The 17,745-nt window shown below is 72.0% G+C and carries 18 protein-coding genes; 8 read left to right on the top strand and 10 right to left on the bottom strand.

Annotated features, from left to right (window positions below; genetic code table 11):
• Positions 1 to 26: 26 nt before the first annotated feature.
• The 6 genes from ACIQZO_RS05430 (at position 27) to ACIQZO_RS05405 (ending at position 5,010) form a co-directional block, all read left to right on the top strand.
• On the top strand, positions 27 to 1,079 hold the full coding sequence (locus ACIQZO_RS05430; RefSeq protein ID WP_403620442.1) for a DUF2804 domain-containing protein: 1,053 nt from the start codon (positions 27 to 29) through the stop codon (positions 1,077 to 1,079).
• 32 nt (positions 1,080 to 1,111) lie between these two features.
• Complete coding sequence (locus ACIQZO_RS05425) at positions 1,112 to 1,282, top strand: hypothetical protein (protein WP_403620439.1); 171 nt, start codon at positions 1,112 to 1,114, stop codon at positions 1,280 to 1,282.
• Between the two features lie 75 nt (positions 1,283 to 1,357).
• The gene (locus ACIQZO_RS05420) at positions 1,358 to 2,116 is read left to right on the top strand and encodes a helix-turn-helix transcriptional regulator (protein WP_403620436.1); all 759 of its coding nucleotides are present in this window, start codon (positions 1,358 to 1,360) and stop codon (positions 2,114 to 2,116) included.
• 32 nt (positions 2,117 to 2,148) lie between these two features.
• Complete coding sequence (locus tag ACIQZO_RS05415) at positions 2,149 to 2,679, top strand: DUF3291 domain-containing protein (RefSeq protein ID WP_403620433.1); 531 nt, start codon at positions 2,149 to 2,151, stop codon at positions 2,677 to 2,679.
• Between the two features lie 18 nt (positions 2,680 to 2,697).
• A complete protein-coding gene (locus ACIQZO_RS05410; RefSeq protein ID WP_403620430.1) occupies positions 2,698 to 3,006 on the top strand; it encodes a dihydrofolate reductase family protein in 309 nt (102 codons plus the stop codon).
• 162 nt (positions 3,007 to 3,168) lie between these two features.
• On the top strand, positions 3,169 to 5,010 hold the full coding sequence (locus ACIQZO_RS05405) for a glycoside hydrolase family 15 protein (protein WP_403620427.1): 1,842 nt from the start codon (positions 3,169 to 3,171) through the stop codon (positions 5,008 to 5,010).
• A 15-nt stretch (positions 5,011 to 5,025) separates the two neighbouring features.
• Here ACIQZO_RS05405 and ACIQZO_RS05400 read toward each other — a convergent pair whose 3' ends face one another.
• The 6 genes from ACIQZO_RS05400 to ACIQZO_RS05375 form a co-directional block, all read right to left on the bottom strand.
• Positions 5,026 to 5,670, bottom strand: a complete 645-nt coding sequence (locus tag ACIQZO_RS05400; RefSeq protein ID WP_403620424.1) for a CatB-related O-acetyltransferase — start codon at positions 5,668 to 5,670, stop codon at positions 5,026 to 5,028.
• 78 nt (positions 5,671 to 5,748) lie between these two features.
• Positions 5,749 to 6,792: a cytochrome d ubiquinol oxidase subunit II gene (locus ACIQZO_RS05395; protein WP_403620421.1), complete on the bottom strand. Its 1,044-nt coding sequence runs from the start codon at positions 6,790 to 6,792 to the stop codon at positions 5,749 to 5,751.
• Entirely contained in the window at positions 6,789 to 8,276 is a 1,488-nt protein-coding gene (locus ACIQZO_RS05390; protein WP_403620418.1) for a cytochrome ubiquinol oxidase subunit I, read from the bottom strand. The genes ACIQZO_RS05395 and ACIQZO_RS05390 overlap by 4 nt, the downstream gene beginning before the upstream one ends.
• A 31-nt stretch (positions 8,277 to 8,307) precedes the next feature.
• Positions 8,308 to 9,102, bottom strand: coding sequence for an SDR family oxidoreductase (locus tag ACIQZO_RS05385; protein WP_403620913.1), 795 nt, complete (start codon positions 9,100 to 9,102; stop codon positions 8,308 to 8,310).
• 213 nt (positions 9,103 to 9,315) lie between these two features.
• A complete protein-coding gene (locus ACIQZO_RS05380; RefSeq protein ID WP_403620416.1) occupies positions 9,316 to 10,896 on the bottom strand; it encodes a GMC oxidoreductase in 1,581 nt (526 codons plus the stop codon).
• A 132-nt stretch (positions 10,897 to 11,028) separates the two neighbouring features.
• On the bottom strand, positions 11,029 to 11,988 hold the full coding sequence (locus ACIQZO_RS05375; RefSeq protein ID WP_403620414.1) for a cyclase family protein: 960 nt from the start codon (positions 11,986 to 11,988) through the stop codon (positions 11,029 to 11,031).
• A gap of 119 nt (positions 11,989 to 12,107) precedes the next feature.
• On the opposite strand from ACIQZO_RS05375, the gene ACIQZO_RS05370 reads away from it, so the two are divergent.
• Positions 12,108 to 12,569: a DUF5990 family protein gene (locus ACIQZO_RS05370; protein ID WP_403620910.1), complete on the top strand. Its 462-nt coding sequence runs from the start codon at positions 12,108 to 12,110 to the stop codon at positions 12,567 to 12,569.
• Between the two features lie 35 nt (positions 12,570 to 12,604).
• Here the strand turns inward: ACIQZO_RS05370 and ACIQZO_RS05365 are convergent, their stop codons facing one another.
• On the bottom strand, positions 12,605 to 13,441 hold the full coding sequence (locus tag ACIQZO_RS05365) for a M15 family metallopeptidase (RefSeq protein ID WP_403620411.1): 837 nt from the start codon (positions 13,439 to 13,441) through the stop codon (positions 12,605 to 12,607).
• 203 nt (positions 13,442 to 13,644) lie between these two features.
• Between ACIQZO_RS05365 and ACIQZO_RS05360 the strand changes: the two genes are divergently transcribed.
• Positions 13,645 to 14,385, top strand: coding sequence for a hypothetical protein (locus ACIQZO_RS05360; RefSeq protein WP_403620408.1), 741 nt, complete (start codon positions 13,645 to 13,647; stop codon positions 14,383 to 14,385).
• Positions 14,386 to 14,392: 7 nt separating this feature from the next.
• On the opposite strand, the gene ACIQZO_RS05355 is transcribed toward ACIQZO_RS05360, so the two are convergent.
• From ACIQZO_RS05355 to ACIQZO_RS05345, 3 genes are read right to left on the bottom strand one after another with little or no spacing between them, the layout of a single operon-like run.
• On the bottom strand, positions 14,393 to 15,757 hold the full coding sequence (locus tag ACIQZO_RS05355) for a carotenoid oxygenase family protein (RefSeq protein WP_403620405.1): 1,365 nt from the start codon (positions 15,755 to 15,757) through the stop codon (positions 14,393 to 14,395).
• 57 nt (positions 15,758 to 15,814) lie between these two features.
• Positions 15,815 to 16,255 carry an SRPBCC family protein gene (locus ACIQZO_RS05350; RefSeq protein WP_403620402.1) on the bottom strand — a complete coding sequence of 147 codons (441 nt, stop codon included), beginning with the start codon at positions 16,253 to 16,255 and terminating at the stop codon, positions 15,815 to 15,817.
• A gap of 34 nt (positions 16,256 to 16,289) precedes the next feature.
• Positions 16,290 to 17,726 carry an MFS transporter gene (locus ACIQZO_RS05345; protein ID WP_403620399.1) on the bottom strand — a complete coding sequence of 479 codons (1,437 nt, stop codon included), beginning with the start codon at positions 17,724 to 17,726 and terminating at the stop codon, positions 16,290 to 16,292.
• Between the last annotated feature and the right edge of the window lie 19 nt (positions 17,727 to 17,745).

Below are 17,745 nucleotides of genomic sequence, written 5' to 3'. Positions count from 1 at the left end.
GCCCGCGTGGTGGGTAGGGTCCGGCCATGGCCACGCACGAACGTGAGATCGCAGCTCCCGTCGACCTGTGCCGTCCCGACGGAAGGATCGACCCGGCCGCGGTCGGCTGGTCGCGCCGGCCGCTGCACCGCTGCCGGATTCCCGGCTGGGGGCGGACCAAGCGCTGGGAGTACTGGTGCGTGACGACGCCGACCCACCTGGTGGCCCTCACCGTGAGCGACCTCGACCATCTGGCCCTGAAGTCGATCTACGTCCTGGAATTCGGCGCGGGAGCCAGGGAGTTCGAGCGCAGCGCGATCGTGCCCGGCGGGTTCGGCGTCCGCCTCCCCGACACCGTCGCCGGAGCTCCGGAACCGGGATCTCCCCCGCTCGTGGTCGGACCGCCGCGGCCGACCGGGGGCCGGGTGCGGATCGAGATCCGCGGCGAGGGCCCGGCCACCCGTCTGCGGGCGCGCTGTCTGAGCCCGCAGGGCCTTCCGGTGGAGGTGGACCTGCTGGTCGCGATGCCCGCCGGGCACGAGACCCTCTCCGTGGTGGTGCCCTGGGACGAGCACCGCTTCCAGTACACCTCCAAGCACACGGCCCGGCCCGCGTCCGGCACGCTGCGCATCGGCGACGACGTGCTGGAGTTCGGCGACGACGCCTGGGGCACCCTGGACCACGGTCGGGGCCGGTGGCCCCGCTCGGTGGCGTGGAACTGGGGCGCTGCCTCCGGGCGCACGGACGGCCGGACGGTCGGGCTGCAGTTCGGCGGCCGCTGGACGCGCGGTACCGGGGCGACGGAGAACGCGGTGTGCGTGGACGGCCGGATCAGCAAGATCGGACAAGAGCTGGAGTGGCACTGGTCCCGGGGCGACCACCTGGCGCCGTGGTCGATCCGCAGCGCCGAACCGGGCCGGGTGGACCTGGTGTTCACCCCGTTCCACAACCGGTCCACGCGCACCGACATCGGCCTCCTCGCCAACCGTACGGACCAGTGCTTCGGCCACTACACGGGCTCGATCCGCACGGACGACGGGGAGCAGATCGTGGTGGACCGGCTGCTGGGATGGGCCGAGGACGTCCGCATGCGCTGGTAGCCCACCCCCTGCGCGGGCATCGTGACGTCAACGTGGCCCTCCTCGGCCTGTACGGCAAGCCGGTCGCTCTGGGCATCCTCGGCGCAGTCCTTCTGCTCTGGTTCGGTGCGGCCCTCGTGTGGGCCCTCGCCGACGGGGACCGCGGCCCGCACGCACTCCAGCGCGCCTACAAGGTCACCTTCGGGTGGGGCGACGGACTCTGAGCGCGCCCTCGAAACGCCGTGGCCCGGCCGAGGACGGCTTCTATGTCCAACCTGCGTTGTTCCTAGAATGGCCGCGTGAAGGACATCGATGCGATCGCGGTATTGCAGGACCCGGTGCGGCGCCGCCTGTACGCGTACGTGGTGGCGCAGGGCCGCGAGGTCGGCCGCAACGAGGCCGCCGAGGCGGCCGGGGTGGCACGCACCCTCGCCGCGCACCATCTGGACAGGCTGACGCAGGCCGGGCTGCTGGAGAGCGGCAGCCGCCGGCTCGCGGGCCGCTCGGGTCCGGGGGCCGGCCGTCCGGCCAAGGTCTACACGCGCTCGCGGGCCGAGCGGTCGGTGTCGCTGCCCGCTCGTGACTACCGCACCGCCGCCGAGCTGCTCGCCGAGGCCGCCGAGCAGGCCGGGCTGGACGCCGCGCTGTGCGCTGCCGCGCGCCGCCGGGGTGAGACCCTGCGCGGTTCGGCGGCGCCCTGCGGCGGCCTCGAGCAAGCCATGGAGCTGCTGGCCGCCCGGGGCTACGAACCGCACGTCGAGCGCGCCGACGGTGGTGACGGTGGTGACGGAGCCGACGGTGGTGACGGAGCCGACGGTGGTGACCGAGCCGACGGTGGTGACCGAGCCGACGGGGCCGAGGAGGTCGCGCGCGTCGTGCGGATGCGCAACTGCCCCTTCCATGCCGTCGCCGAACGCTTCCCGCCGCTCGTCTGCGGCATGAATCTCGCGCTGCTGGAAGGACTGCTCGGTACGGACGGCCCGGTCCGTGCGCGCATGGACGCCCGGCCGGGGGAGTGCTGTGTGGTGCTGGAAGATTCTAAAAACAACGATCATTGACATAGAAAACGGGGCTGTGCTGGGATGAGGCCATGACCGCATCCCCGCATGCCACCCACCTCGCCCAGCTCAACGTCGCCACGCTCCTCCACCCCATCGACGACCCGCGCACGGCGCCGTTCGTCGAGATGCTCGATCCGGTCAACGCCGCCGCCGACACCGCGCCCGGCTTCGTCTGGCGGCTCGTGGAGGAGGGAGCGGCCGACGCCACCGGCCTGCGCCCGGCGGGTGAGGCCGTCATCGTCAACCTGTCGGTGTGGGAGACGCAGGAGGCCCTGTGGGACTTCGCCTACCGCAGCGGGCACCTGGAGGTGATGCGGCGGCGCCGCGACTGGTTCGCGCGGCACGTCGAGGCGCACATGGTGCTGTGGTGGGTGCCCGCCGGGCACCTCCCCACCGTCGGTGAGGCCCTGGAGCGCCTGGCGGACCTGCGGGCGCACGGGCCGTCCCCCCGTGCGTTCACCTTCGCCTCCTCCCACACCGCCGACGAGGCCGCGCCGCACCTCGGGACCGTACCGCCGGCGCGGCCGGTGCCGTCCGGGGGCGCGGCGCCGGCGCGGTAGGAGCCGGGTTCCGGCGCGGTGCGCGAGATCCGGGACCGCCACGAGAACGTGAAGGTCGTCGGGAGCCTGAACCTCGTGCAGAGCCTCCTGCGCGAGAAGCTCTTCGACCGCATCGACCTCTGGCTGCACCCGATCGTGCTCGGCGTAGGCAAGAAGGTCTTCGACGACGGCGCGGTGCCCACCAACATCACGCTCCTCGCGCCGCCGGAAGCCGGTCCGAAGGGCACGGTGTACCTGCGCTACGGGCTCGCCGGCGGCATTCCCGCGACGGGGGACATGAGCGCACCCGACCGTGGCACCGGAAGCGGCCCCGGTAGCGGCGCCTGAAGCGGCCCCGCGCCGCACGCCGTACGCCCCACCTCCTACACCGTACGGTGCGGGACGCGGGACGCGGGGCGGCGGCTCGGCGGGACGGTGCCGCGGGCCCGGCATACGCTGGTTCGGGGGGCCGAGATCCGGGCGGCGACGCATGCCGGAAGGGACGCCCTGATGGACGAGTACCCGCTGATCGAGAACCACGGCCTGATAGGCGATCTGCAGACCGCGGCGCTGGTGACCTCCGACGGAGTGGTCGACTGGTTCTGCTGTCCGCGCTTCGATGCGCCCAGCGTGTTCGGAGCCCTGCTGGACAAGGGCAAGGGCGGCCACTGCACGGTCCGCCCCGCCCACGCGACGTACGCGACGAAGCAGTTGTACCTTCCCGACACCGCGATCCTGGTGACCCGCTTCATGACCGAGGCCGGAGCCGGCGAGGTCGTCGACTTCATGCCCCTGACCGGCACCACGGTCACGGCCCGGCACCGGCTGGTCCGCATGGTCCGCTGCGTGCGCGGCAGCATGAGCTTCGACGTCGAGATCGCGCCACGGTTCGACTACGGGCGCAAGCCGCACGAGCTGCACCTGACGGAGAACGGGGCGGTGTTCGCCGCCCCCGGCAGCACCCTGACCGTCCACACGATCCGGGAACCGCAGGACGAGCGACTGGGCCACATCCTCACCGGCGACCACGATCTGCACCTCACCCTGCGCCTCGAGGCGGGACAGCAGCGCGGACTGATCCTGGAGTCCGCCGCCGACGGGCCGCCCCGGCAGATCCGCCTCACCGAGTACGAGGAGCTCTTCCACGCCACCATCGACTACTGGCGGACCTGGCTGAGCGCCTCCCGCTACACCGGCCGCTGGCGCGAGGCGGTGGAGCGCTCCGCCGTCACCCTGAAGCTGATGACCTACGCCCCCACCGGCGCCGTGGTCGCCGCCCCCACTGCCGGCCTGCCCGAGCAACTCGGCGGCGAGCGCAACTGGGACTACCGCTACACGTGGATCCGGGACGCCTCGTTCTCGGTGTACGCCCTGCTCGGCATGGGCTTCACGCAGGAGGCGCAGGCGTTCATCGGGTGGCTCGGCGACCGGATCCAGGAACGGGCGGGCGACGAGGGGGACACCGGGCCACTGAACATCATGTACGCGGTCGACGGCTCCTCCGACCTCAAGGAGGAGACCCTGGACCACTGGGAGGGCTACGAGGGCTCCGCCCCCGTGCGCATCGGGAACGGAGCGGCCACCCAGCTCCAGATGGACATCTACGGCGAGGCGTTGGACAGCATCTCCTTCGCGCAGGGCCACGGCATCCACCTGGGCTACCGCGGATGGACCGGCCTCCTGCACGTGCTGGAGTGGCTGGCGGACCACTGGGACTCGGCCGACGAGGGCCTGTGGGAGACCCGCGGCGGGGCCCAGGACTTCACCTACGGACGCGTGATGTCCTGGGTGGCGTTCGACCGCGCGCTACGGCTCGCTGACGTCAGCGGGCGGCCCGCACCGGCCCAGCACTGGAGCGCCACCCGGGACCGGATCTTCGAACAGGTCATGACGCGGGGGTGGAACGAGGAGCGCGGCGTGTTCGTCCAGCACTACGGCAGCGGGGTCCTGGACTCGTCACTGCTGCGCATGCCCACGGTCGGTTTCCTCACCCCCCAGGACCCGATGTGGTCCTCCACCCTCGATGCGATGGAACAGGAACTGGTCTCCGACAGCCTGGTGTACCGCTACAACCCGGAGGCGTCGCCGGACGGCCTGCGCGGCTCCGAGGGCACGTTCTCCCTGTGCACCTTCATGTACGTCGACGCGCTGGCCCGGGCCGGCCGGATCGACCAGGCCCGGCTCGTCCTGGAGAAGATGCTGGGCTACGCCAATCACCTGGGCCTGTACTCGGAGGAGATCGACCTGACCGGACGCCAACTGGGCAACTTCCCACAGGCGTTCACCCACCTCGCCCTCATCGACGCGGCGATCACCCTCGACGCGGCCCTGAACCGGCGCACCGGGTCGTAGGAGTTCCGCCTCCTCTCAGGGGCGGGGGGCGGCCTTGTCGAGGGCGTCGACGGTGCCGGACATGACGGTCCTGATGTGTGCGCCGAGGTGCGCCGCGGGCCAGTCCCACCAGGCGATCGCGAGCAGGCGGGCGATGTCCTCGTCGCTGAAACGGGTGCGGATGAGCCGGGCCGGGTTGCCGCCGACGATGCCGTAGTCGGGGACGTCGTCGACCACGACGGCGCCGGAGGCGATGACGGCGCCGTGCCCGATGCGCACTCCGGGCATGACCATGGTGTTGTAGCCGCACCAGACGTCATTGCCGACGACGGTGTCCCCCTTGGCCGGGAGGCCGGAGAGCAGGTCGAAGTGCTCGGCCCAGGAGCCGCCCATGATGGGGAAGGGGAACGTGGAGGGGCCGTCCATGCGGTGGTTGGCCCCGTTCATGATGAACCGGACCCCGGTGCCCAGCGCGCAGAACTTCCCGATGACCAGCTTCTCCGGCCCGTAGTGGTAGAGGACGTTCCTGGTCTCGAACTCGGTCGGATGCTCCGGGTCGTCGTAGTAGGAGTACTCCCCGGCCTCGATCAGCGGTGACGTCAGCAGCGGCTTGAGCAGCACCACGCGTGGCTGGTCCGGAAACGGGTGGAGCACGGTCGGGTCCGCGGGAAGAAGGTTCATGGCAGTCGCTCTCGGTACGGCAGTGGCTGGCGAAGGTTCCATTCTGCGCGTCCCGTGCGGGCCCCGACCGGCGGTGCGTCAGCCCTCGGGCTCCGGACCGCCCCGGCGCAGGTCGGCGTCCGTGAGGGGTTCCAGTTCGCCGCGGGTGTCCAGCCGGTACAGGAAGGCCACGGCCGGGAAGACCAGGACCGCCGCCACGGCGGTCACGATGAGCAGCCAGTGCAGGGTGCTGGGCGCCCCTGCCGCCTCGGCCACCGTCAGCCGGCCCGGGATGAGGTACGGGCGCTGCGCCACGCCCCACGCGAGCACGGCCGAGGCCATGAGGACGACGGCCGCCGGCCGGGACCACGCCCCGGAGGTGCGCAGCAGCAGCCACGCCGTGACGAGCGTGGCCAGTGCGGACATGATGACGAGGACGAGCCCGGCGCCGTGGGTGAGGCCGTGCCACAGGTGGGGTGCGTCGCCGTGGGCGACGGTCAGCGTGACCGCCCCCAGCACGGCGAAGGCGGCGAGGGCGGCCAGGGCCCGCCGCCGGAAGTAGGCGTGCAGGTCGGCGGATTCGTAGCGGACGGCGTCCGCGGCCAGGAACACCGCACCGAGCAGGGCCGTGCCGACGACGGCCAGCAGGCCGAAGAAGACGGAGGTCGGGTTGAACCAGGCGTGCGCCGTCGGCTCGGTGCCCGGTCCCACCCGCCCCGAGGCGATCCCGCCCGCGGCGGCACCGAGGAAGAACGGGGTGAGGAGCGAGGAGACCGCGAACACGGCCCCGTAGACGCGCCGTCCGGCGATCCTGCGGGTGGGCTTGCGCAGCGCGAAGCCGGCGCCGCGCAGCACGATGCCGATGACGGCGAGGGCCAGCGGCAGCCACATCGCGGAGAAGACGGTCTGGAAGAACACCGGGAACCCGGTCCACATGATGACCAGGACGAAGATCAGCCAGACGTTGTTGACCTCCCAGACCGGGGCCATGGCGTGGTCGATGAGCCAGCGGGGGCGCTTCCCGCGCTCCGCGCCGCCCGCCGTCAGGTCCCAGAAGCCCGCGCCGTAGTCGGTGCCCCCGGCGCAGGCGTAGGCGGCCACCGCGAGGAGCAGGACGGCGGCGACCACACCGGCGGCGGTCACGGCCTGCCGTCCTCGGTCGGTGCCGTGCCCTCGCCGTTCCCCGGAGCGGGGGCGTCGCCGGCCGCGACGGCCGAGCGGGGTCCGTAGGGGGTGTCGGTCTCCGGTGTCGCCATCGTGCCCGCCTCGAGGCTTCGTTCGTCGTCCAGGCGCCATCGGGTGCGCATCTTCAGGAGTACGGCCAGGAAGGAGCCGAAGATGAGGACGTACACGACGACGACCACCCCGAACATGGTCCACAAGGAGCTGGAGCGGGCTCCGGTCACCGCTTCGGCGACCCGCATGTTCTGGTAGACGATCCATGGCTGGCGGCCCACCTCGGTGGTGATCCAGCCGCACTCGACGGCGATGACACTGGCCACGCCGGCGCAGGCGGCGCTGCGGTAGAACCACGGCGAGGCGGGCAGCCGGCGGCGTCGCCACCAGATGAACGCATACCAGATGACCAGCAGCAGGAGCACCGAGCCGATGCCCACCATGATGTCGAAGGTCCAGTGGACGAGGGTGGCCTGGGCCACGGTGGGCCGGTCCGCCGCCGGTACGGTCGCCAGCCCGTGCACCTCGGTGTCGGGGCTGAAGCCGGCCAGGATGGAGTCGAGTTGCGGGATCTTGATCCCGCCGGAGACGGTCCCGTCGGGGTGCAGGCGGCCGAAGAGGTACTCCGGGACGTGCGTGTCGGTGTTCCAGACGATCTCCATCGCCGCGAACTTCACCGGCTGCTTCTGGAACACCGCGCGGGCGATGGCGTCGCCCAGCATGAACTGGACGGGAGTGAACACGGCCGCGACCGTGAACGGAACGGTGAAGCCGAGGCGGTGGTAGCGGTCGCGGCGCCCGCGCAGCCAGCCGACGGCGTAGACACCGGCCACCACGAACCCGGCGGTGACCAGCATCGCCACGACGAAGTGCCAGTACTGCGGCCCGAACATCGGGGTGAAGATCGCCTTGCGGACGTCCACGTCGACGGGGTTGCCCTCGGCGTCGAGGGAGAAGCCCTGCGGGGTGTTCATCCAGGAGTTGGCCGCCAGGATGCCGAAGGCGCCCAGCAGGGCCGTCACCGGCAGCGGCAGCCCGAGGAGGAAATGGGTACGGGCGGGCAGTCGGCGCCATCCGTAGAGGTAGATGGCGATGAGGACGGCCTCCAGGAAGAAGGCCCATGCCTCGACGCCGAAGCCGATCCCGAACACGTCGCCCCACCGGCCCATCAGACCCGGCCACAGCAGGCCGAACTCGAAGGACAGGACGGTGCCCGTGACGACGCCGATGGCGAACTGCACCGCCATGACCGCCGACCAGCGGCGCGCCAGCAGCAGGGCGGTCGCGTCGCCGCGCCGCAGCCCGTAGCCGTGCATGATCAGGGTGATCAGCGGCAGCGCCACGCCCATGGGCACCAGGATGATGTGCGAGGCGAGGGTGAAGGCCATGAGCGAGCGGGCCGGCAGCATCTGAGGCGGTGCCTCGGCCAGCAGGTGGAGCGTGGTGTGCATGCGTCCCTCCCCGGGGCTGAGCGGATGGAGGTCAGCCGCCGGTGGCGAAGCCCGGGAAGAGGGTCATCCCGCCGTCCACGTAGAGCGTGGCGCCCACGACGTAGTCCATGAGGTCCGAGGCGAGGCCGACAGCCGCGTGCGCGATGTCCGCCGGGTCGCCCACACGGCCGTACGGGATCAGCTTGAGCAGGTCCTGCTCGGCCTGCGCCGTGTCCCAGGCGCTGCGGTTGATGGGCGTCCGGATGGCGCCGGGGGCGATCGCGTTGACGCGGATCTTCTGCGGGGCGAGCTCCTGGGCCAGGGTCTCCATCATCATCTGCACGCCGCCCTTGGAGGAGGCGTAGTTCACGTGCCCGGCCCAGGGGATGATCTGGTGCACCGAACTCATGCAGATGATCTTGCCCGCGGAGCTGGAGACCTCCGGGACGACCCCGCGCCGCAGGAACTCCTTCGTCGCTTCGCGGGCGCACAGGAACTGCCCGGTGAGGTTGACGTCGATGACCTTCTGCCACTGGGCGAGGGTCATCTCGGTGAAGGCGGAGTCCCGCTGGAGTCCGGCGTTGGCGACGAGGATGTCGATGGTCCCGAACTCCTCGACCATGCGGTTCGTCATGGCCACGACCTGGGCCTCGTCGGACACGTCCGCCTCGTACGCCGCGGCGCGCACCCCGAAGGAGGCGATCTCCTCGACGACCTTCTCGGCCTCCTCGCGCCCGGACACGTAGTTCACGACCACGTCCGCCCCGGCCCGGCCCATGCCGATCGCCGTTGCCTTGCCGATCCCGGAGTTCGCGCCCGTCACCAGTGCCTTCTGGCCCCGTAGCAAGTGCGCGGGGATCACACCCCGGGGTACGCCCTCGGTGGAACTCACGGCGGACTGCCTCCTTCGCACCGCCACCCCGCGCCGTCGGGGGTGACGGCGGCCCTGGCGGGTCCGGCGTCACCCAATCACCGCGCCCGGGGTGCGGCGGCCCGCCGCGATCGGCGTTGCGCCACCCGGCGCACGATCTTCGCCCGGTCGGCGGTGTCCCGCCTCGGGTCAGCCCATCCGCTCCAGGAGGTGGTCGCCGACGCGCAGGGCGTTCGCGATGGCCGTCAGGGACGGGTTGACCGCGCCGATGCTCGGGAAGAAGCTCGTGTCGACCACGTACAGGTTGTCCACGTCGTGCGCCTTGCAGTTGAGGTCCAGCGCGGACGACGCCGGGTCCGGGCCGAAGCGCACGGTGCCGGCCTGGTGCGCGGTGGCACCGATCGGCATGCCCTTGTGCAGGTAGAGGCTGTGGTCCAGCAGGTGGTGCTCGTGCATGCCGAGGTGGCCCAGCATCTTCTGGAGCTTGTGCCGCAGCCGCTTCAGCCCGGCCGTGTTGTGGGACTCGTCGAGGGCGAGGTGGATGCGGCCGTCGCCGTCCAGGGTGACGCGGTTGTCGGGCAGTGGCAGGTCCTCCCCGCACAGCCAGAAGTCCACGGCATGGTGGGCCATGACCTCGAAGGGCATGTCGGGGGTCACGGCGCCGGCCCAGCGCGGCGCCTCGCCGTGGATCTGCTCGGCGTCCGACTTGCCGAGCATCTGGATCCCGCCGAGGGGGTAGTCCCAGTCGTCCGCGCCCAGGTACCAGTCGTGCAGGGCCAGGGTCTTCTGGAACTGCGTGTCGTTCGGCTCCCTGGAGACGGCCATCAGGGCCAGGTTGTTGTGGCGCATGTAGAACCGCCCGACCACGTCCGAGGCATTCGCGAGGCCCTGCGGATGCCGGTCGTTCGCCGAAGCGAGCAGCAGGGCCGCCGAGTTGACCGCGCCGCAGGCCACGACCACCAGGTCGGCGGAGAAACGGGCCTCCTCGCCGCCCTCGAGGCGGGCCACGACCGAGCTGACCGTGCGTCCGGTCGGATCGGTTTCGAGTCGCAGCACATGGGCGTGGGTGATCATCTCCACGTTGGGGTGCTGCAACGCCGGCTCCACGCAGATCACCTGGGCATCCGACTTGGCGCGTACCAGGCACGGGAAGCCGTCGACCCGGTTGCAGCGGATGCAGACACTGGAGGGAGTCGCCCGCCCGGCCGCGTCCTGGACCAGGTCGACCCCGATGGGCAGGTGGAAGGGGTGCAGGCCCTGCTTCTCCAGGTCGTCGCTCAACTGCTGGATCCGCGGCTCGTGTTCCACCGGCGGGTGAGCGTACTGGGCACTCGCCGGCCCCTCCGTGGGGTCCTCGCCGTGCCGGCCGTGCACCCGGTAGAGGTGCTCCGCCTGGGTGTAGTACGGCTCCAGGTCTTCGTAGCGGATCGGCCAGGCAGGCGAGATCCCGTCGTGGTGGCGCAGCTCGCCGAAGTCCTCCGGGCGCAGCCGGAACAGGGCCGCGCCGTAGAACTTGGTGTTGCCGCCGACGTAGTAGTTGACCTCCGGCGGGAACTCGCGGCCGTGCTGGTCGAACCAGAACTCGGGAGCGCGGTACTTCCCCTTGACGAACACCGCAGTGGAGTCCCAGTTGTCGCGTTCGCGGGGGAGGTAGCCGCCGCGCTCGAGGATCAGCACCCGCTTTCCCGACGGGGCGAGCCGGTGGGCGAGCGTGCCGCCGCCCGCCCCCGTTCCTATGACAATGACGTCGTAGTGCGGAGCGTCCTTCACCGGATCACCGTCCTCGGCTCGCGGTGCCGCCGCCCGGGCGGGCCTGTCGCGGCAGGGTCCCCCTTCGAACGTATACGCCCCCCGCCGGTGCGGCACCCGGGGATGCGGGGAGCCGGACACCGGCGGCGCGAGTCACAGGACGGCGATCGGGTTCACCGGGGAGCCGGTGGCCCCCGGCAGCCGCAGCGGCGCCACCGCGCACAGGAACCGCCAGCGACCGAGCTCCGCGCACGCGCGGGCCAGTTCGTCCAGGTCCAGGTAGTCCATCAGGTGCATGCCCAGGGCGTGCAGGGCCAGGACGTGCACGGGGAACGGGACGCCGGCCACCGGGCTCGGGGCCGCGTCGTTGTTGCCGTCCGAACCGAGGACCGCGACCTCCCGCTCGGCCAGCAGCCGCATGCACGCCGGATGCAGGCCCGCCCGGGAGTGCGCCGCGTCCCAGGCGCCCCTCTCCCGGCGCCGACGGCGGTGCCCGACCCGTACGAGCAGCAGATCGCCCGGCCCGATCCGCAGGCCCTGGGCCTCCTCGGCCGCCGTGAGTTCCTCGGCGGTCACGAAGTCCCCGGGCTCCAGCCAGGAGACTCCGCGCAGCCGCGGGACGTCCAGCAGGACCCCGGAGCCGACGATCCCGTCGCGCACCAGGTCGAGGGTGATCCCCCGGGCGGCACCCGCCGCGAGGCGGCTCTCCGGGACACCGCCGTGCAGTTCGCCGTCGAACACGACGTGGCACAGCGCGTCGAGATGGCTGTGGGCGTCCCCGTGCACGTTCATGGCGAACCGGTCCAGGGCGAAGTGCACCCCCGGAGTCCCGGTCTCCGGCGCCGTCGGCGCGGTCAGGCGGTAGACGGCGGGCTGCGGATCGTCCGGTCCGGGCTGTGTCTCGATGGGCGCGGCCAGCGACACGGTGCGCCCGTCCCGCACCTCGGCGGCGGCCGCTGCCACGCGTGCGGGGGTCAGATGGGCGAGGGCTCCGCGCCGGTGCTCCGCACCACCGGACGCCCGCCGGCGCAGCTCGGCGTGGAGGGAGCGGAAATCCGCTTCCGTCATGAAAGGCGAAACCGCCCGGTCGGGCGTCGGGTCCTCGTCCGTCATGCGGGTCCTCCCGGTGTGCCGAAGGCTCCGGCTCCACTGTCCGCCGCCGCCGCGACCCGCGCATCCCGGCGGCCCGGGCCCCGCGCCCCGGACCTTCCCGTCGCAGGGAGGATGGTCGTATACAGATTCGGATCGAAGCCGTCGACCTCCCGGGGCGGGATTGTCCGCCCGCTCCCGACTTTCCCGGGCAGCGCAACATCCACGTCGCCGTGCAGCGGCGCGACCGCCCGGGCGAGTTGCTGGGCCTGCACCCGGGCGACGCCGCCTCGGCGACCTGGACCCTGGAGTGCACGGCGACGCAGACCGGAGCCGGGATCGATCTCAAGGGGCCGTACGTCCAGGGCCGCCCCGCCGGCCGGTTCGTCTACCTGTCGTGGGGGAGCGTGGGCGACGTCGGCGGCTTCACCATGTTCCGGCGCGCCAAACTGATGCTCGACGCGATCGCGGCGGAAACGGCGGCGGCCGCGCTGCGCTCCGGCCGGCTGCTGGGGCGGCTCGGGCTCACCGACGCCAAGGGCCGACCGCTGTGCGCCGCCGTCCGGCCACCGCGCATCGACTGGTCGGCCGACGTCGCGCGGTGAACGCCGTCCCGCCGGGACGGCGGCGCACTGCACCCTCAGGGACGGTGTCCGGCGACCGACCGGCGTGCCACGGGGAAGTCGAAGTACGTGTCGGGGAACAGCTCCGGCTTGTGGGTGAAGTGCCACCACTCCTCGGGAAGGTTGACGAACCCCTCGGCCGCCAGCGCCGACTTCAGGAGGTCCCGGTTCCCGCGCTGCTCACCCTGGACGCGCGGGTCGTCGGTGTGCGACAGCGTGTCGAAGCAGTCGAAACCCGTGCCCATGTCCACCGAGTTGTCCGGGTACCGCTCCGCCCGGGGTGCGTAGCAGGGCACCGATTCCTGCCCCGGCCGCGGGCGGGGCGCCGTACGCGCCGGCAGCCGCACCATCGTCACGTCCATGGTGCTGCCCCGGCTGTGTCCGGACTTCTCCGCGATGTAGCCGTCCTCGAACAGCCGGGACTTCTCGACGCGCGGATAGAACTCCGCCTTCCGCCGCTCGTCGCCGAGGTCCTTCGCCCACCGTACGAAGTGGTCGACGGCCCGCTGCGGCCGGTAGCAGTCGTACACCTTGAGCGAGTACCCCTGGCGCAGCAGGCGCACCTGGGCCCGGTGCAGGGCCTGAGCGGCCGGGAGGGTCAGGATGCAGACGGGCTCGCGGTAGCCGTCGACCGGCTCGCCGACGAAGTTGTGCGCACGCGTGTACCGCATCTCCTGCAGGATCGTCGGGTCGACCGAGCTCAGTGCCACGAACGCGCGCGGCGCCTTCGGCTCCGGTGGCGGTGAGGCGGCCACGGCGGTGGCGGACCCTGCCATCGTCAGGGCGGTGGCGGCGGCCGTCACGGTCATCGCGAGGCGTGCTCTCATCGGCGGTAAGGACGCGGAACTGGTCATTCGAGCCTCCATCGGCGGTGCTGCGGGGGGCATGATCGGCCACCATGCTGCCCGACGCCGGGGCCCTCCCGTCCGGGTCCGGCCGAAGCCACCCGAACTGCGCCCACCGCGCGGCGGACCTACGCTGATCAGGTGACCGGCCGCGCCGGAGGAGCGGTGACGCCCGCCGCGCTCCGGAAGCGGCCCGAGGAAGGTGATGCCCGATGTCCGCATCCAGGGCCGTCGCGGCCCGCTGCGCGACCGCCGGAGCCGCCTGCCTGCTGGTCCTCTCGGGCGCAGGAGCTGCCGGAGCCGATGACAACGGCATCGCCGACGAGAGCGCCCAGGCCATCGCGCAGGCTTCGCGGGAGGCGATGGCCAAGGTCACCTCCATGCGCATGGTGGGCAAGGTGACCGACAAGACCGGCACCACCGCGCTCGATCTCCGGTTCGACGAGCAGGGCAACTGCGTCGGCACGGTCACACCTGCCGGCAACGCGGGGACGGCCGACATCATCAAACGCGGCAACGACGTCTGGATGAAGCTCGACGACGCCCTGCTGCGGGCCCAGGTACCGGGTGCCGGGGCCGACGACGCGATCGCGCTCATCAACGGCCGCTATCTGCACGGCACCACGGACAGCGCCCTGCTGCGCGAGTTCGCCCAAGTCTGCGATCTGGACTTCTTCAAGAAGGAGTTCTCCTCGAAGCAGACGGGCGAACAGCTCGTCAAGGGCTCCCGGACCACCGTCGACGGCCGTCCCGCCATCACGGTCACCAGCCGGGGCGAGAGCAGGACGGGAACGTACCAGGTCTCCACCGAGGACGAGCCGTACCTGCTGCGGATCCAGGGCACCGACGAGTCCGGCGAGAAGGTGGCGGCCGGCTTCTCCGCCTTCGACGAGCCCGTCACCGCCAAGCCCCCGGCGCCCGCCGACTCGGTCGACCTGTCCCAGCTCCAGTGACCGGTGGTCAGTGGCCGGAGCCGCCCTGGCCGCCGTCGGGGATCCACGAGCCGTGGATGCCGGCCGTGACCCGGCGCGGCAGGTGGACGCTGGCGATCTCCCCGAAGCCCGAGGCGTCCAGCACCAGCAGCTGGGAGGCGTCCTGCTTGAGGTCGGACACCACGGTCAGCAGATAGCCGTCATCCTCACGGGTCGCGCCGGCGGCGGGGACGAACACGGCCTCACTGGGCAGTCGGGCGTCACCGGCCTCGTGGATGTCACGGGCACCGGTGGTCCGGTCGTACTTGACGATGCCGTAGCCGCCCTGGCCGTCCTGGTCCGGGAAGGAGATCGCGTACTGGTAGCGGTGCTCGGCCCCGAGGAAATCTTCGTTGAACGTGGGGAATTCGATCGCGAGGTCGTCGATGATCTGCTCGTCGACGCTGCCGGCGGCCAGGTCGATGACCCATCGGCGGTTGTAGGAGCGGGCATTGGGCTCGGTACCGCGGCCCGGGGCACCGACCCACCAGTTCCAGGAGAGCTGGAAGCCCTCCCGGTCCACGGTCGGGCCCTCCAGCACGATGCGGCCCCGGGCGTCCTCGTAGGCGTTGGCGGCGTGCAGCATGCTGCCCGGCTCGATGGAGAACCAGCGGATCAGCCCGGCGCCCTCCGGGCCGCGGGGCATGACGCCGATCCTGGCCGGCTGCGCGTCGTTCCAGCCGTAGGGGATTCCGGAGTGCTCGGCGGGGTCGAAGGTGACGGTGCCCTCGACGAAGACCACGTAGTGGCGGGTGATGGCGAAGTCGTGCTTGAGGGCGGCGCCGGCCCCCGGCACCTCGGCGCTGTGGGTGATGTGGCCGTTGGCGTCGGCGACGTAGTACATGAGGTGGGGCGGGAAGGGCGAGGAGCCGAAGAAGTGCAGTTCGCCGGTGAGCGGATCGGTCTTCGGGTGCGCGGTCATCGCGCTGCGCAGCTTGCCGCCGAAGTCGTGGACACCGACCGTCTCCAGCTCCGGGGTGAGCTCGAAGGGCAGGTTCGCCTCGCACAGCGCCAGCAGGCGGCCGCCGTGCTCGATGACATGGGTGCCGGCGGTGCTGGCGGTCAGGTCGGGGCCGTGCTCGGTCATGTACGGGGCGCCGTCGAGGGCGGGGGTGCGCACCCAGCGGTTGCGGTACCACTCGGCGCGGCCCTCGCGCAGCCGGATGCCGTGCACCATGCCGCTGCCCTTGAACCAGTGGGTGGGGGTGACACCGGCCTTGGGGTTGTGGCTGTTGCGGATGAGCCGGCCGGTCAGCTCCGGCGGCAGGGAACCCTCGACGGTCAGTTCGGTGGCGGTGATCTCGTCGACGGCCGGGGCGTAGTGGCCGATCAGATAGGGCTTGTCGGTGCTCATGGCAGGAACCTCGCTCAGTGTGGGTGTGTGGGTCGTGTTCCGGTCGACGGACCGACGTCAGTCGGTCTGCTCGGCGCGGGCCTTGAGGGTGGCGAGCCAGGCGGTCAGCGAGTCGTGCAGGGCCCGGCGGAGTTCCTCGGTCGCGGCCTCGACGGGTGCGCCGCTCCAGGACTCCTCGGTACGGACCAGGGTCCGGCTGCCGGTCCGCTCGAAGGTCCACACGTGGACCCCGTCGATTCCGTTGGCCGGGCCGCCCCAGACCACCCGCTCACCGGGGACGACCTCGAGGAGGGTCGAGGTGATGTCCAGGCCGTGCGTCTTCCAGCCGAAGGAGCTGCCCGGCGCCAGCGGGCCGTCGAGCGCCGCCCGGTCGATGTGGGTGTTCCAGCCGGGCCAGGCGTCGATCCGGGTGTGCAGGTCCCAGACGCGCTCCGGCGGGGCGTCGATCACGGTGGACAGGCGGACGATGACGGGTGCGCTCTCGTCGATGGTGAACATGCCTGTTCTTCCTCTCGGTTGACGTGCTGTGTGGTTACGGGCGGGTGGCCGCGGCGGCGGGGACGGCGGCGTCGCGGCGGGTGCGGGTGCGGAGGAGCAGCAGGGTGAGGGCGGCGGTGGCCGCGAGGACGGCGGCGGAGATGCCGAAGGCGGTGCGGTAGCCGGCGGTGAGCGCTTCGAGGTGCGGCTGGTGCGCGGCCGCGTGGGCGGTGGTGGTGCCGGCGAGGGTGGCCAGTACGGCGAGGCCGATAGCGCCGCCGACCTGCCGGGTGGTGTTCACGAAGCCGCCGGCGAGCCCGGCGTCCTGCCCGCTGACGCCCTCCACGGACAGGGCGGTGAGCTGGACGAAGGCGATGCTCAGGCCCAGGCCGATGAGGGTGCTCGGGCCGAGTACGTCGGCGAGGTAGCCGCCGTCGGCGCTGATCCGGGACAGCCACAGCAACCCGGCTGCCTCGGTCAGCAGGGCCGTGGTCACCGTCGCGGTGGCGCCGATCCGGCGGGAGATCCGCGGGGCGAGGGTGGAGCCGAGCATGTTGGCCGCGGCCAGGGGGAGTTGGCCGAGGCCCGTGACCAGGGGGCTGGAGCCGAGTACCTGCTGCTGGTAGAGCGGAAGGAAGAAGAACAGCGCGATCCACACCGAGCCCAGCAGGGCCATCAGCAGGTTGCCGGCGCTGACGCGACCGGCGCGGAACAGGCGGGGCGGCAGCAGCGGGTTCGGGTGGTGGCGCTCGACCAGGACGAACGCGGCCGCCAGCACCGCGGTGGCGGCGAAGGCCCCGAGGACGGAGGTGTCCGTCCAGCCCGACCGGCGGGCCGTGGTCAGGCCCCACACCAGGGAGGTCAGCGCGAGGGTGACCGTGATGCTGCCGGGCAGGTCGAAGCCGCCCGCGCCGGTGATCGCCGTACGCGGCACGCTCACGGCGACGCCGACCAGGATCAGGAGCGCGCCGACGGCGACGGCGAAGAAGATCCACTGCCAGCCCCGGGCCTGGGTGAGTACGCCCCCGAGCAGGACGCCGACCGCGCCTCCCGCGCCCGACACGGCTCCCCACACCCCCAGTGCCCTGCCTCGCCCGGGTCCCGGCGGGAACAGGTCCATCACGAGGGCCAGCGCCGCCGGGGCGATCGCCGCCGCGCCCAGGCCCTGCACCGCGCGGGCCGCGATCAGGACCGGGGACGAGGTGGCCAGCCCGGCCGCCAGCGAGGCTGCCCCGAACACCGCGATCCCCGCGAGCAGTACCCGGCGCCGGCCGACGAGGTCGGCGGCCCTGCCGCCGGCCAGCAGCAGCGCGCCGAAGGCCAGGCCGTAGGCGTTGACCACCCACGTGGTGCCGTTGTCCGACAGCCCGACGCCGTCGCGGATCTGCGGCAGCGCCACATTCACGATCGAGGTGGCGAGCATGACCGTGAACTGCGCTCCCGCCAGGGCGGCGAGCGCCGCTCCGGGGCCGCGGGTGGTGGTGGCTTTCACTGCGATCCTCCATGAGTGG

The organism is Streptomyces sp. NPDC097617, assembly GCF_044761485.1.
In the GTDB taxonomy this organism is placed as follows: Bacteria; Actinomycetota; Actinomycetes; order Streptomycetales; family Streptomycetaceae; genus Streptomyces.
Note: the sequence above shows the minus strand (reverse complement) of the source record. Positions and strands in the feature narration are given on the sequence as shown.